The organism is Streptomyces sp. NPDC088246 (assembly GCF_044741025.1).
Classification (GTDB): Bacteria; Actinomycetota; Actinomycetes; order Streptomycetales; family Streptomycetaceae; genus Streptomyces.
Map to the genome: position 1 here is coordinate 204,307 of NZ_JBIURV010000009.1, position 13,460 is coordinate 217,766.

13 protein-coding genes are annotated in these 13,460 nt (G+C 69.5%); 9 read left to right on the top strand and 4 right to left on the bottom strand.

The window, feature by feature from the left end; translation table 11 throughout:
* Nucleotides 1-88: 88 nt before the first annotated feature.
* Nucleotides 89-910 carry a maleylpyruvate isomerase family mycothiol-dependent enzyme gene (locus ACIPEK_RS15505; RefSeq protein WP_401995852.1) on the bottom strand — a complete coding sequence of 274 codons (822 nt, stop codon included), beginning with the start codon at nucleotides 908-910 and terminating at the stop codon, nucleotides 89-91.
* 370 nt (nucleotides 911-1,280) lie between these two features.
* On the opposite strand from ACIPEK_RS15505, the gene ACIPEK_RS15510 reads away from it, so the two are divergent.
* The 4 genes from ACIPEK_RS15510 (at nucleotide 1,281) to ACIPEK_RS15525 (ending at nucleotide 5,444) form a co-directional block, all read left to right on the top strand.
* Nucleotides 1,281-2,009 (top strand): response regulator transcription factor, encoded by a 729-nt coding sequence (locus ACIPEK_RS15510; RefSeq protein ID WP_401995717.1) that lies wholly within the window; start codon nucleotides 1,281-1,283, stop codon nucleotides 2,007-2,009.
* Nucleotides 1,987-4,080: a sensor histidine kinase gene (locus ACIPEK_RS15515; RefSeq protein ID WP_401995720.1), complete on the top strand. Its 2,094-nt coding sequence runs from the start codon at nucleotides 1,987-1,989 to the stop codon at nucleotides 4,078-4,080. The genes ACIPEK_RS15510 and ACIPEK_RS15515 overlap by 23 nt, the downstream gene beginning before the upstream one ends.
* 124 nt (nucleotides 4,081-4,204) lie before the next feature.
* A complete protein-coding gene (locus ACIPEK_RS15520; protein WP_401995723.1) occupies nucleotides 4,205-4,633 on the top strand; it encodes a hypothetical protein in 429 nt (142 codons plus the stop codon).
* A 154-nt stretch (nucleotides 4,634-4,787) separates the two neighbouring features.
* On the top strand, nucleotides 4,788-5,444 hold the full coding sequence (locus ACIPEK_RS15525; RefSeq protein WP_401995726.1) for a class F sortase: 657 nt from the start codon (nucleotides 4,788-4,790) through the stop codon (nucleotides 5,442-5,444).
* Here ACIPEK_RS15525 and ACIPEK_RS15530 read toward each other — a convergent pair.
* From ACIPEK_RS15530 to ACIPEK_RS15540, 3 genes are all read right to left on the bottom strand, one after another.
* Entirely contained in the window at nucleotides 5,419-7,566 is a 2,148-nt protein-coding gene (locus ACIPEK_RS15530) for an MMPL family transporter (protein WP_401995729.1), read from the bottom strand. The genes ACIPEK_RS15525 and ACIPEK_RS15530 overlap by 26 nt on opposite strands.
* A gap of 177 nt (nucleotides 7,567-7,743) precedes the next feature.
* The gene (locus ACIPEK_RS15535; protein ID WP_401995732.1) at nucleotides 7,744-8,388 is read right to left on the bottom strand and encodes a response regulator; all 645 of its coding nucleotides are present in this window, start codon (nucleotides 8,386-8,388) and stop codon (nucleotides 7,744-7,746) included.
* Nucleotides 8,352-9,641 carry a sensor histidine kinase gene (locus tag ACIPEK_RS15540; RefSeq protein ID WP_401995735.1) on the bottom strand — a complete coding sequence of 430 codons (1,290 nt, stop codon included), beginning with the start codon at nucleotides 9,639-9,641 and terminating at the stop codon, nucleotides 8,352-8,354. The genes ACIPEK_RS15535 and ACIPEK_RS15540 overlap by 37 nt, the downstream gene beginning before the upstream one ends.
* 241 nt (nucleotides 9,642-9,882) lie before the next feature.
* Between ACIPEK_RS15540 and ACIPEK_RS15545 the strand changes: the two genes are divergently transcribed.
* From ACIPEK_RS15545 to ACIPEK_RS15565, 5 genes are all read left to right on the top strand, one after another.
* Nucleotides 9,883-10,020, top strand: a complete 138-nt coding sequence (locus ACIPEK_RS15545) for a hypothetical protein (protein ID WP_401995858.1) — start codon at nucleotides 9,883-9,885, stop codon at nucleotides 10,018-10,020.
* A 282-nt stretch (nucleotides 10,021-10,302) separates the two neighbouring features.
* A complete protein-coding gene (locus ACIPEK_RS15550) occupies nucleotides 10,303-10,827 on the top strand; it encodes a ricin-type beta-trefoil lectin domain protein (protein ID WP_401995738.1) in 525 nt (174 codons plus the stop codon).
* A 725-nt stretch (nucleotides 10,828-11,552) separates the two neighbouring features.
* A complete protein-coding gene (locus ACIPEK_RS15555; protein WP_401995741.1) occupies nucleotides 11,553-12,176 on the top strand; it encodes a hypothetical protein in 624 nt (207 codons plus the stop codon).
* A 9-nt stretch (nucleotides 12,177-12,185) separates the two neighbouring features.
* Entirely contained in the window at nucleotides 12,186-12,578 is a 393-nt protein-coding gene (locus ACIPEK_RS15560) for a tyrosine-type recombinase/integrase (protein WP_401995744.1), read from the top strand.
* Complete coding sequence (locus ACIPEK_RS15565; protein ID WP_401995747.1) at nucleotides 12,578-13,408, top strand: helix-turn-helix domain-containing protein; 831 nt, start codon at nucleotides 12,578-12,580, stop codon at nucleotides 13,406-13,408. The genes ACIPEK_RS15560 and ACIPEK_RS15565 overlap by 1 nt, the downstream gene beginning before the upstream one ends.
* Nucleotides 13,409-13,460: the final 52 nt, after the last annotated feature.

Below are 13,460 nucleotides of genomic sequence, written 5' to 3' on the forward strand. Positions count from 1 at the left end.
GGATCAACGTTAGCGTCAGACGGGTCGATATCCCTTGGACATGGCAATGATGATCGTCCTGGCCCGACGCCGGAAATCCGCCCGCCCCTCAGGGCGCCTTGAACAGCTCCGGGAAGCGGGGAGCGAGCCAGGGCTTGCGGCCCCAGGCGAGGACACGGCCGCGGGCCATGGCTCCCCATGGGTTGCACCGGCCGAGCGCCATCAGGAGGAAGGTGACCGGCTCGATGAGGATGGTGCAGTCCGGGCGGGTGGGCTGCTGCGGGGTGACGGATACGACGCCGCCGGTGAAGGTGACGCCGAAGCGGGCTCCGCCCCACAGGCGGATCGTGTAGCGGGCGGTCAGCCGGCCGATCGCAGTGGCATCGGTCACCCGGGGCATCGCCGTGATCATGAACGGCAGCGACAGCTCGACGCGGGTGCGGTCGAGCATGTGCGGGCGGCCCACCGCACGGGCGAGGTCGTAACCATGGCCGAGCATGTGTGTCAGCAGGTACGAGCCCAGCACCGCCTTGCTCATCGGGCCCAACGGGGTGACCACGTTCGCGCCCGTCGTGCACCGGTCCACCGCCGTGAGGTACGCGTCCGCGTGCGTCACGATCATCTCGGCCAGCGGATCGGCGTCCCGCTCCCCGAAGCCGGCCAGCGCGCGCTCATTGGCCTCGGCCAGACTCTGCGGCGTTCCGTCGCCGTAGCTGCGTTCCTGCCCGGCCGCGATGTCGGCCATCAGCTCGTTGGCCTGCGCCAGATGCGCTGCCGCCTGCCCGAGGGTCCACTCCGAGCCGGGCACCGGAACGCCCGTGTCGGCAACCCCGCGCAGCACCGCGGCGATCTCCTCGGCAGTGGCGCGTATCGCCTCGCCGAGCCCTTCGGGCAGCGTGCCTCGTACATCGTGTCCGGTCACTGATTCCACGTTTCTTCCCGCCTCGACCGCATCTGTGCGCCGGATGCGCGCAGCCCGGCCGCGGACCTCGTCACGGATCACCCACGGTGCCCGCGGTACACAAGACCAGGTGGCGGGGCCCGCGACAAGAGCCGGAGCACCGGAATCGGAACCATCGGCCTCCCCCGCGCCGGAACGCGCGATCAGGGCGGAGCAGAGCAGAATGACGGCACAGACACCGGCCACCCGGGAGACGGCGGAGCCGTCGCTGCCGGAATGCTGGCCGCACGCCGAGCCGACGCCCGCCACCGCGAGCAGCCAGCCGGCCACGAGTCTTGTGGCGCAACCCGGCGGTCCGGCGCCACGAGGGGCCTGGGTGAACTCATCTACGATCGTCCGCGTGTGCGCAAACGTCATAGTCGCAGAAGACGACGAGAAGCAGGCCGAACTTGTACGCCGTTATCTGGAACACGAGGGCCACGCGGTCACGGTCGTCGGGGACGGCCTGACGGCCCTCGCCGAGGTCCGGCACCGGGAGCCCGATCTGCTGGTGCTCGATGTGATGATGCCGCGGGCCGACGGCCTGGACGTGGTGCGTGTGCTGCGCGCCGAGCACCGGGAGCTGCCGGTACTGATGCTGACGGCCCGCAGCACAGAGGACGATCTGCTGCTGGGTCTGGATCTCGGTGCGGACGACTACATGACGAAGCCGTACAGTCCGCGTGAGTTGATGGCGCGCGTACGGACGCTTCTTCGTCGCACCCGGCGGGTTGCGGCAGGTGTCGATCCCGCCGCGGACGAGGTACTGACGGTAGGTGCGCTCGTGGTCGATCCGGCCCGGCACGAGGTGTCGGTCGAGGGCCGGTTCGTGGAGTGCACGCCCGGTGAGTTCCGGATTCTCTGCGCCATGGCGGCCGAGCCCGAGCGGGTCTTCACCCGGCAGCGGCTCCTTGAGGAGCTGCACGGCTTCGACCGGTACATCAGCTTTCGCACCGTCGACGTGCACATCATGAACCTGCGCAAGAAGATCGAGCGCGCACCGCGCAGGCCGGCCCGGCTGCTCACCGTCTTCGGTGTCGGCTACAAGCTGACGGACCCGGCGAGGAATGCTTCGCGTGCGTCGTCGTAACCGGGTGCGTGGTGTGCCCCTTCGACGTGAGCAGCGGGCGCGGCTGCCGCTCCGCAAGAGTCTGTTCGGCCGTCTACTGGCGGTATCGGCGCTGGTGGCGGCGTGTTCGGTGGCCGCCACGGCCTGGCTTGCCGTACAGACCACCTCCGGCGCCATCAAGCAGGAACAGGGTCAGAACCTCACCGCCGACGCCCGGATCTACAACACCCTGCTCGGATACGCGGCGGCTCACCCCACCTGGGACGGCGTCGACAGCACCGTGCGCGACCTGGCGCGGCAGTCCGGTCGGCGGATCGCCCTCACCACCGAGCAGCGCCGGCCACTCGCCGATTCCGCCACCCGGCCGTCCCCGCCCGCCCTGCCGCCCGAGGCATCGGCGATCGTGGATCCGCTGTCCGTGGACACGGCGCTGTCCCAGACGGTGGGCCGGGCCGGCGTCACGGCCGACCGTGTAGACCCGCGGGCCGTCGGGCCGTTCCGGCTGCCCGCGGCCGAGCGTACGGCGCTGCAGCGTGCCGCCGACCGGAGTGTGGCGTGCCTGAATCGGTCCGGGGTCGCGGCGGATGTGGTCCGGGGCCCGAGTGGGCGCCCGCGCATCGAAGTGGTGGGCAACGATCCGGACCGGGTGCACGGCACCAGGTGCGCATCCGACACATTGGACGAACCGACAGCGACCGAACGGAAGGCGCTGGGGGCGCTCAATCAGCTCGCCGATGCCTGCCTGAAACGTCAGGGCCGCACGGGCGTACAGCTCAATCTGGACCTGTCCTGGGGCGGCGGTCCCGAGCCGATGCCCAGCGCCGGCGTCTCCACCCCGTCGCCCGCTCCCGCGCCGAGCGTCCGCACCGGCGACGACGACCGGGCCACCGCATCCTGCGTGGGCACGGCCCGTCGTGAGCAACTCAGTTCCTATGTCGCCTCGCCCGCACTGCTGTTCATCGGCGACGAGGGCGGCACGACCGTGCCCGGCTTCGACCTCTCCCCGGCGAACACCGCGAAGATCGCGGGTGCCGCGGCGCTCGTCCTGGCGCTCACCGTCGGAGCCACCGTGCTGGCCGGGGCCCGGCTCGTACGGCCGCTGCACGCCCTCACCGGTGCGGCACAACGGATGCGGGACGGGGAGGACTCCGCGCCGGTGCTGGTCACCGACGACAACGAGATCGGGCGGCTCGCCGCGGCCTTCAACGACATGTCGGCCCACCGCACCCGCCTCGAAGGACAGCGCAAGGACATGGTCAGCGACGTCGCCCATGAACTGCGCACCCCGCTGAGCAATATCCGCGGCTGGCTGGAGGCAGCGCAGGACGGTCTGGCGGAGCCCGACCCGGCGTTCATCTCCTCGCTCCACACGGAGGCCGTTCAGCTGCAGCACATCATCGACGATCTCCAGGATCTGGCCGCGGCCGACGCGGGTGCGCTGCGGTTGCACCCCGAGCCGGTACGCATCGAGGACGTTCTGAGCCAGGTCGCCGCGGCCCACCAGGCAGGAGCGGAGACGGCTGGAGTCACGTTGGCCGTCCTCACTGCGACGGCCGGCGCTCCCGGTCCCGAGCTGACTGCCGATCCGGTCCGGCTGCGTCAGGCCATCGGCAACCTCGTCTCCAACGCGGTGCGTCACACTCCGGCCGGTGGAAATGTCACATTGCATGCGTACGGCTCCGAGTGCGCGGACCAGGTCGTGGTGGACGTCACGGATACGGGCGGCGGCATCTCGGCCGAGGATCTGCCCCATGTCTTCGACCGCTTCTGGCGCGCGGAGAAGTCCCGCAGCCGCCGCACCGGCGGCAGCGGGCTGGGCCTGGCGATCGTACGGAAACTCGTCGAGGCGCACGGCGGCTCGGTGAGTGCGGTGAGCGTCGAGGGGCAGGGTTCGGTGTTCACGCTCCGGCTGCCGGCAGATCCTGCGCAGACGGGGTCGGGTGAGTGGGGAGAGGCTGGTGGGTCGGGCGAGTCCCAAGGAGCGTCGACGAGCGTGTCGGGGAGCGCGGCAGGCGGCTGCGAGCGCGGGAACGGCGCGGGCGGACCCGAACGTGCCGTGGGCGGCCGTGGAAGCGGTGCGGGCCAGGCCTGATGCGATGACCACAGCGATCTGACAGTTTCTTCATAACTTCACGCCAGCCTGTCGGCATGCCTTGCGCCCGGTGCGAACCGGCTTCCGGGCACCACCGAGGCCGACCTGGAATGGAGCCATGCCCATGCCCCACCGTCTGTCCCTGCGTACCGCCGTCCTTGCCGCTGTCGCGGCCGGCGCGGTACTCGTCCCGTCGACCGCGGCCTTCGCCGACAGCACGCCCACACCGAAGCCGTCCGTCGAGCGGTCCGCCGCAGCCGCCCCGGCCGGTGTCACCGGCGCGCCCGCGCGGGGCTCGGAGCCGTCGGTTGCGCCCCGTGGCGGTGTTGCCGCGGGCGACAGTCCCGCCCCGGCCGTGGTCGAGCCTTCGGCCGCGGGCGAGCGTCCCGCTGCCGCCGCTCCGCGCGGTGGCGTCGCCGCGGGCGAGCGACCGGCCGGGACCTCGGGTGACAGCACCACCGCCCTTGCCGGGTCGGCCGCAGCCGCCCTTCTGGTCGCGGGAGCGGGAACGGTCGTGCTGCGCCGCCGCTCCGCCGCACAGCAGGGTCGCTGAAACTGCCGACGCGTCAGTCATGTCACGGCAACTGACATGCACGGCAATGTGACCGCGCACGACAACTGACCGTGCACAGCGGTTGACCTTCTCTCGTGGCGCCGCCCGTCCCGGGCGGCGCCACTGCCCATCTCCGTCCCGTTCTGGAGCCCCCATGTCCCGTACGCCCATGCCGCTCTGGCATGTCGCACTTCCGGTGCTCGCCTGTCTCGCTCTCACCGGCTGCTCCTCCGGCGCCGTGGATGCCTCGTCCGCCGCGTCACACGCCGGCGGCAGTTCATCCGGCGCCCCGGGCTCTGTCAACTCTCCGATGGACACGGGGCCCGAGGGGACGCAGAAGCCCGAGGAGTCCGGGAAGCCGAAGTCCGCGGCGAGCCCCATCAATGTCAGCATCCCTTCGATCGGGGTGAACAGCTCGCTGATGCGGCTCGGTCTGAACGAGGACGGCACCGTCCAGGTCCCGCCCGCCGAGAAGGGCATGACGGTCGGCTGGTACACCGGTGGCGCCGTCCCCGGCGAGCGTGGCGCCGCAATCCTCATCGGGCACAACAACACCCGCTTCGGGAAGGCCGTCTTCCACGATCTGAAGAAGATCGGCAAGGGTGCGGACATCGCGATCCGCAACAACCGGGGGGCGGAGATCCACTACAGGGTCACCGGCACGGAGACCGTCAGCAAGAAGGCCTTCCCGACCAAGAGGGTCTACGGCGCCACCGACGAGCGCGTCCTGCGTCTCATCACCTGTGACGGCGCATTCGACGCACAGGGCCACCCCGTGGACAACCTCATCGTGTACGCCGCCCGGAGCTGACGGCGACCGCGACCGCCTCCCTGGGCGCGTCGTCGACGGTCTGCGCTGCCGTGTCCCGGCCCACCGGGCGGCCCGGCCACCAGAAGGCGGGGCCGACGTCGAGGGCGAGCGCCGGCACGAGGACGGAGCGGACCAGGAAGGTGTCGATCAGTACGCCGATCGCCACCACGATGCCGATCTCGATGAACGCCACCTGTGGAGCGCTGGTGAGGGCGGCGAACGTCGCCGCGAGGACCGCGCCCGCGCCGGTGATGACCCCGCCGGTGGAGGTGAGGCCGGACAGGACCCCGCTCCGGTGGCCCTGGTGCCCGACGTCCTCACGGATGCGGTGGATGAGGAAGATGTTGTAGTCGACGCCGAGGGCGACCAGGAACAGGAAGCCGATCAGCATGACCTGGATGTCGACAGCGGGGAAGCCGAGGACGTGCTGGAACAGCTGCCAACTGATGCCGAGTGCGGCGAAGTAGGAGAGCACCACGGTCGCCATCAGCAGCACCGGCGCGACCAGGGCCCTGAGCAGTGCGATCAGGATGACGAAGACCACGACGAGCACCAGCGGGATGACCACCCTGCGGTCGTGTGCCTGCGCCTCGGCCTTCTCCTGGGCCATGGCGGTGGGACCGCCGACCCGTGCGTCGGCTTCGGGGATGTCATGGACGGCGGTGCGGATCCGGTCCACGGTGCGAGCGGCGCCCGAGCTGTCCGCGTCCGCCTTCAACACGGCTTTGGTGTCGGCGAGTTCACCGTCGGCGGAGATGGTGGCGGGCACGACCTCGAAGACCCCGTCGATGTGCTTCAGTGCCTCGGCGACCGCCGGTGCGGCCGCGGCCCTGCTGATCACCTCGGCGGGCCGGCTCTGCCCGGCCGGGTAGTGGGCGGCGAGGAGTTCCTGGCCGGCGATCGAGCCGGGCCTGCCGATGACGAGGTGCTCGTCGTCCAGCCCGGTCCTCAGGCCCAGGGAGCCGAGTGCCAGCACGGTGAGGACGAGGGCGGAGCACGCCCACACCAGACGCGGGCGCCGGGCTATCCGGCCGCCGATCCGGTCCCACAGCAGGCGGTCGGCGTTCTTCGCGGTGGCCCCGGCGCGCGGCACACGGGGCCAGAAGACCCATCGGCCCAGCAGGACGAGCACGGCCGGGAACAGCGTGGTCATCGTGGCAAGTCCGCAGACGATCGCAACGGCACCGCCCGGGCCGAGCGTGTGGTTGAACCCGACGTCGGCCCGGGTGAGGCAGAGGAGCCCGATGCACACGGTCGCGGCCGAGGCGGCGATGGCCGGTACGGCCCTGCGCAGGGCCGTCCGCATGGCGTGGTGCCGGTCCTCATGGATGCGCAGCTCCTCGCGGTAGCGGGCGAGCAGCAGCATCGCGTAGTCGGTGCCCACGCCGAAGAGCAGTGCGGTGACGACGATCTCGTTCCCGCCGCCGACGGTCAGATCGAACCCCTTGGCGAGCAGGGCGGAGACCGCCTGGGTGGTGAGGAAGGAGACACCCACGACGAGCAGGGGCAGTAGCCACAGGATCGCGCTGCGGTAGGTGATGAGCAGCAGCGCGGCAACCACCACGACAGTGATCAGGGTGAGCGCACGACCTGTGGACTCCCGGGCGTCCGCGGCGTCCAGGGAGTTGCCCGCAGGCCCGGTCAGCTCGGCCTTCAGACCGTCGGGCCGGTCGCTGGTGGCGCGGTCGCGCACTTTCTCGGCGTTGTCCGCCAGCGCAGTGCTGTCCTGCTTGTCGAGGGGGACCAACGCGGTCAGGGCCCTGCCGTCCTCGGAGGGCCGTGCCGGTTCGACGATTCCTGCCGCCAGGGTGGCGAACTCCTCGATGTCGGACGCGACTTTGGCCCGGTCCTGCGCGGTGAGTCCGCTGTCGCGGACGTAGACGACGATGCCGAGCGAGATCCTGCCCTCGTCGAAGCGGTCGGCAAGCCCGGCCACCTCGGTGGACTCGGCTCCACGGGGCAGTTCGACGGTGAGACCGTCCTTCTCGAGCTCCGACAGCTGCCCGGCGAGCGGCACCGCAGCCACCACGACGATCAGCCAGACAACCAGCGTCAGCCACTTGCCCTTTCGTCCGCTCGGCAGTCTCAGGAGCCGGTCGGCCCAGTCGTGCGGTCCTGGCATGGGGGACTCCTCGTCCATGAGTGGGAAATGTGCCGTGTGTTCCGGCCCGGTGCGGGCATGACTCAGCGGGCGCAGCGAGCCGTTACGGCTGTGCGGCGCCTGTTCGGCGAATGGCATGGCCGCGGCATCGCGACGCCGCGACCACCGCGTCTGTTTCGCTGCCGACCCGGCAGGGTGTCAGGAGTTCAGATAGGCGAGTACGGCAAGGACCCGGCGGTTGTCGTCGTCCGACGGCGCCAGATCGAGTTTGGTGAAGACGCTCGATGTGTGCTTGGTGACGACCTTCTCGCTCACGCCGAGCCGGCCGGCGATGGCGGCGTTGGAACGTCCTTCCGCCACGAGTCCGAGCACCTCGTACTCCCGTGGGGTGAGCCGGGTGAGCGGTTCGTCCCGGGCGTTGCCCCTGAGCAGTTTTGCCACCACTTCGGGGTCCATCGCACTGCCACCTGCCGCGACCCGGCGGACGGCATCGACGAAACGGCCGCTGTCGAAAACCCGGTCCTTGAGCAGATAGCCGGCTCCTCCCGTGCCGTCGGCCAGCAGCTCGCGGGCGTACAGTTGCTCGACGTACTGCGAGAGAACCAGCACCGGGAGTCCGGGGATCCTGCGCCGTGCCTCGATGGCCGCGCGCAGTCCCTCGTCGGTGAAGGTGGGCGGGAGCCGCACATCCACCAGTGCGACATCCGGCCGGTGCTCGACCAGTGCGTCGAGGAGTTCCGGGCCGTTGTCCACTGCGGCGGCGATTTCGAAACCGTGGGCCGTCAGAAGCCGGACGAGCCCCTCTCTCAGCAGGAAGAGGTCTTCGGCGAGAACAACGCGCACGGGATCTCCATCGTGGTCATGGTCGGTCCGCCCTGAGGGCTGTTGACGGAAAGCACTCCGTCGAATGCGGCAATTCGGCTCTCGATTCCGCCCAGCCCTGTTCCCGCCGATACCGTCGCGCCACCGCATCCGTCATCGCCCACACTGATGCGCAGGGCCTCGCGCTCGTGGCGGATATCGATCCAGACGTGATCGGCCCGGGCGTGCTTGGCCGCGTTGGTGAGCAGTTCACTGACCGCGAAGTAGGCGGCAGTCTCCACCGGGGCGTCGAGCCGGCCCGGCAGATCGACGGCGACATCGACCGGCAGCGGGCTGTCCAGCGCCAAGGCGCGTACGGCGTCGCCGAGTCCCCGGTCGGAGAGGACCGGCGGGTGAATTCCCCGTACGAGGTCACGGAGTTCACCGAGCGCCTTGGAGGATGATTCCCTGGTCTCCAGCAGCAGTGCGCGGGCGGCTTCGGGGTTGGTGTCCAGCAGTTGACCGACGGCGTCCAGGTTCATTCCCATCGCGACCAGCCTGGCCTGTGCGCCGTCATGCAGATCGCGTTCGATCCTGCGGAGTTCGGCGGCCTGACTGTCCACCACTGCCCCCCGGGTGCGGGTCAAGTGTCCGACGCGTGCGGAGAGTTCGTCATCGATCCGCGGACCGAGCAGCTTGCGGGTGAAGCGGGCGTGGGCGGTGAGCAGCAGGGGTCCCGTCCTGAGTCCGAGCCAGATGAAACCGAGACCGAACAGGGGCATCAGCCAGGTGCGTACACCTCGTTCGCCGCTCACATCGATCAGTCCGGCGTAGTGGTCGTGATAGCCCGCGGAGACGAGGGGGTCCCAGAGGAACGGGAGAACCAGACCCTCAAGTCCGTACACCAGCAGCGCGGCGGGAAGCAGCGCGAGGACGGTGCCGATCACGGGGTCGACGATCGTCCAGAGCGTGTCCCGCAAGGTGGCCGGGTCCTGGAGCAGTCGCAGGCAGTGCCCCCAGCGTCCCGCGAGGCCTGGCCTCGGCTCGGGCAGTTCACGGTATGGCTGCGCGATCGTCACCCCGGACCAGTCGCGGGCCAGCCTGCGGGAACGGTTGGCCAGCTTACGGACGGCCGCCACGACGACGGGGAGCAGCAGCACACCTACGCCGAGGCCCAGAGAGGCCGACGAGAACACCATGAGCGCGAAGAGGGCCGCCTGCGGCACTTTCTGTGCGGCCAGCGCGAGCCCGCGCAACGGCGGCTGCCAAAGTGCGGGTGATGCGACCCTCTTCATTCCGGCCTCCTCCTGCGGGCTCCCTCGATCCCGTCGGAGATCAGTCTGCTGTGAGGAGGCTTCGGAAACATTGGGCCTGCCACCCCGGTTCGAGGGGGGACCTAGGCCCCCTGTCTTCATCCGGGGAAGCACGCACCGGGCCCGGGGTGTGCAGGAGGCGGCCGGCCCGGGTCGCACCGAGGGCGGGAAGCGCCCGGATCGGCACCGTGCCGGACCCCTCCGTTGCGTCGCGGTCATCGGTGTGAGCGACGGTGCGCTGCCGTACCCGCGTGCGGTGACCCCGGCCGACATCGACCGGCTCCAGCACGATTCCGGCCCCGGGATCAATGGAACCACGGTCGGCGCTGAGAAGGATCAGCGCACCTCGCTGACGACGTAAGGATGGATGTTCGCCAGCGAGCCCGCGTCGACCGGAACGGCCCGCCGGGGCGCGAAGCCGCCCGCCCTCCCCATCACGACGGTCGACGACCCCGCTCTGCCGGAGACATCACCGTGATCTTCCTATGACTCCTGCGGATGGGTGATCCTGCTTCGCTCTAACGGGGGGTGCCTGGAGATATCCGCTACCGGCGGCCGACAGCGGCACCCACGATGCATGGGCACCGGCTGCCGGTCTCGTGGCGGTGCTCTCGGTTCCCCTCCAACGATTGGGATTGTGCTCATGGCTTCGCTCCTTTCTCCTCGCTGCCTTGGCTCCCTCACTGGCGCGGCGCTCATGCTCGCCCTCGGCGCGGGGGTGCCGTCCTCTGCGGCGGCTCCCGCGTCCCAGGCTGCCAAGGAGGTGTGCCTGGACGCCGGCAACACCCGCAACAACGGTGATCACGTACGCATCTGGCACTGCGTCAACCACACAAACCAGCGGTTCGTGATCGCCAATGGACAGATCAAGGTTGAAGACACGATCGGCACCGGCAAGGAGATGTGCCTGGACGCCGGCAACACCCGCAACAACGGTGACAGGACCAAGATCTGGGCGTGCGGCGGCACCAACACGAACCAGAAGTGGATCGTCCGCAACGCGCAGATTGTGCTCGCCGACACGGTGGGGAAGAGCCAGGAGATGTGTCTGGACGCCGGCAACACCCGCAACAACGGTGATCACGTGCGCATCTGGCAGTGCGTCAACCACGCAAACCAGAAGTGGGTCATCCAGCGGGGTCACATCAAGGTCGCGGACACGATTTGATCGGATCCTCAGCCGCCTCGGCCCTGGCCTCCCAGGGCCGAGGCGCGGTGAGTGGTTCGGTGCTTCTTGGCTCCGCCCCGGGAGCGGAAGGTGACCCGGCGTCGTGAAGCAGGCGGACCGCGAGCCCGAGCCGGTTGTGCGCCCGCCACTTGGTCTGCACCCTCCCGGTCCGCGTCGCCCAAGAAGAAATGCCGCTCCAACTCCACACGAGATGGCGCCTCGTGAAAGGCCCCACCGGGCCGCCCGCTCATCCGAGTAGAACTCGACCGCCACAACAGCTCTCCGAAGGTCGACAACAACGACCCGCGAAGGCTCCGATGCCGGATCACTCCAGGTCAAAGTGCCAATCAGCGCAAAGAAGCCTTAGCGCACGATCTGACACGGATGTTCCTACCGACGCCAATTGCATCGGATGCGAATACGCGACATCCGCCCTGGCGGCAGCGCATGACGGGCGATCAGCGGTCAGGCCGGGGCGGGGGCCTGCTTCGACGCCCGGTTCCACCGTAGCGACGCCGTCGCGACAGTAGGCGGCTTCTCACTCCTTCGAGCGACTGAGCTGCGAAAACGCTCCCGGCTCGCATTGGATGCGAAATTCTCGCATCCAATGCGATGGACAGAGAGTGAGGATCGATGGGTGGGGATGGTCTCGCGCCGGGGCCTGCCCGGCTCCAGCTCGTTGACGGTCCGCCGTTGCTACGGCCCGACGAGCAGGTCTTCGAGGCGTGCTTCAGGGCTGGCGCAACCAGCAGCTCGCGCGCAATCTCTCGCTCGGATACATCGAGGACCAGGAACGTACGGTCCGCTCGTTCGCCCGCCACACGGATGCGATGCCGTGGGAGTGGCCCCCTCAGCATGTGGACGACTGGTCGGCCGGCCTGCGGGCCGTCCACGGCTGCGTCCGCTCCACCCTGCGCAACTACCAGGGTTCGGTGCGGCTGTTCTGCGACTTCCTGACCAACCCGGCCTACGGCTGGGTTGAGGAGTGCATGCGCCACTTCGGTACGCACCCGGTGCAGGTCGTCCACGAGTGGAACGCCGCCACGCACGCCGACGAGGCAGAGGGCGAGCCCGAGCGACGGGCCTTCACCCGGCCCGAGCTGGAGGCGTTCTTCGACTACGCCGACGAACAGGTCCTGCGGGTGCGGGGCAAGGGCCGCAAGGGATGGTTGCCGGCCTTCCGGGACGCCGCGCTGTTCAAGACCACCTACGGCTACGGGCTGCGTCGGAACGAGACGCGGATGCTCGACCTCACCGATTTCGGCCGTAACCCGGAAGGCCCGGAGTTCGGCGACTACGGCACTCTCCAGGTCCGCTACGGCAAGGCGAAGAAGGGTTCGCCGCCCTAGCGCCGCACCGTGCTGACGGTCTGGCGATGGGCACCGGAGATCATCGAGGAGTGGATCAGCGAGGTCCGGCCCGGTCTGCGCCACTCCACCGGCCCGGCCTTGTGGCCGTCCGAACGCGCCCGGCGAGTCGGCCTCCAGCGGCTGGACTCCCGCTTCGCCGCCTACCGCGACGCGCTCGGTCTCGACCCCGCGTTGGAGTTCCACTCGCTGCGCAGGTCCTACATCACTCACCTGATCGAAGACGGCTTCGATCCGCTGTTCGTCCAGCACCAGGTCGGCCACGACTACGCCTCCACGACCGCTATCTACACCTGCGTCTCCTCCGACTTCCGCGCCCGCACGCTGCGTCGCGCCCTGGACGCCACGATCGAGGCCGCTCTGCGGCCGGGAAGGACTTCGTGATGCCACGCCAGATCAGCTACCGGTGGCGACTGCGTGAACTCATGACTGCCCGCGGCATGTTCACCGTTGCCGAGCTGATGCCGCACCTGACCGAACGCGGCATCACCCTCTCCTCCTCTCAGGTCCACCGCCTGGTCTCCGGCACCCCCGAACGGCTGTCCCTGCCGGTGCTGGCCACCCTCTGCGACATCCTGGACCTCGCCTCCACCTCGGACCCTGAACACGTCCGTCTGACGACCGACGACGTCCTCCGCGACGACACCCACGTCTTGCTGCGGCTCGGTGAGCCTCCCTCGCCGGTCCCGGAACCCGTCGCGTCGCTGCTGCTGGACTACATCACCGCCCTGCCCGGCAGAACAGCCGCAGTGAACGCGGAGTCCCGCCGGCTCTTCCCCGGCCGCCGGGCGAACCAGCCGATGCACCCGGGCACCCTGCGGGACGGACTACGCGGACTCGGCGTTCCCCTCCAGCGGGCACGGACCTCATCGATCCGTCACCTCGTCCTCCAAGCCCCAGCTCCCGTCATCGCCAAGGCTCTCGGCTACCACGACAAGACCACCACCCGCCTGGTCACCGAAGCCGGAGGGCACCTGGGCCCGCTACGCCCCTGGCGACCACACACGGTGACCCCAGATCCATCAAGAAGAGCACGAGGAGCACCCCAGTCGGTTGGGCTGCACATCATCCCTGCCCGACGCCCCTGTCGAGCAGGCCCAGAACTGAGTACAGCGAGATGGAGAGGGTCATCCATACGACGAATGCCCCACCACCGCAGAGCACTGCGCGTGGCATGCTTCCGTCCGCTGCCCAAGACAGCACACCAGCGATGACTGCGACTAGCAGGGACAGGACAGTTGCCAGGGCGACGAGCAAGAGGCGCGT

Bases quoted from the DNA above. Each gene is read 5' to 3' on its own strand.
- ACIPEK_RS15515 (WP_401995720.1), top strand. From the start codon at position 1,987: ATGCTTCGCGTGCGTCGTCGTAACCGGGTGCGTGGTGTGCCCCTTCGA.
- ACIPEK_RS15520 (WP_401995723.1), top strand. From the start codon at position 4,205: ATGCCCCACCGTCTGTCCCTGCGTACCGCCGTCCTTGCCGCTGTCGCG.
- ACIPEK_RS15525 (WP_401995726.1), top strand. From the start codon at position 4,788: ATGTCCCGTACGCCCATGCCGCTCTGGCATGTCGCACTTCCGGTGCTC.
- ACIPEK_RS15530 (WP_401995729.1), bottom strand. From the start codon at position 7,566: ATGCCAGGACCGCACGACTGGGCCGACCGGCTCCTGAGACTGCCGAGC.
- ACIPEK_RS15540 (WP_401995735.1), bottom strand. From the start codon at position 9,641: ATGAAGAGGGTCGCATCACCCGCACTTTGGCAGCCGCCGTTGCGCGGG.
- ACIPEK_RS15550 (WP_401995738.1), top strand. From the start codon at position 10,303: ATGGCTTCGCTCCTTTCTCCTCGCTGCCTTGGCTCCCTCACTGGCGCG.
- ACIPEK_RS15565 (WP_401995747.1), top strand. From the start codon at position 12,578: ATGCCACGCCAGATCAGCTACCGGTGGCGACTGCGTGAACTCATGACT.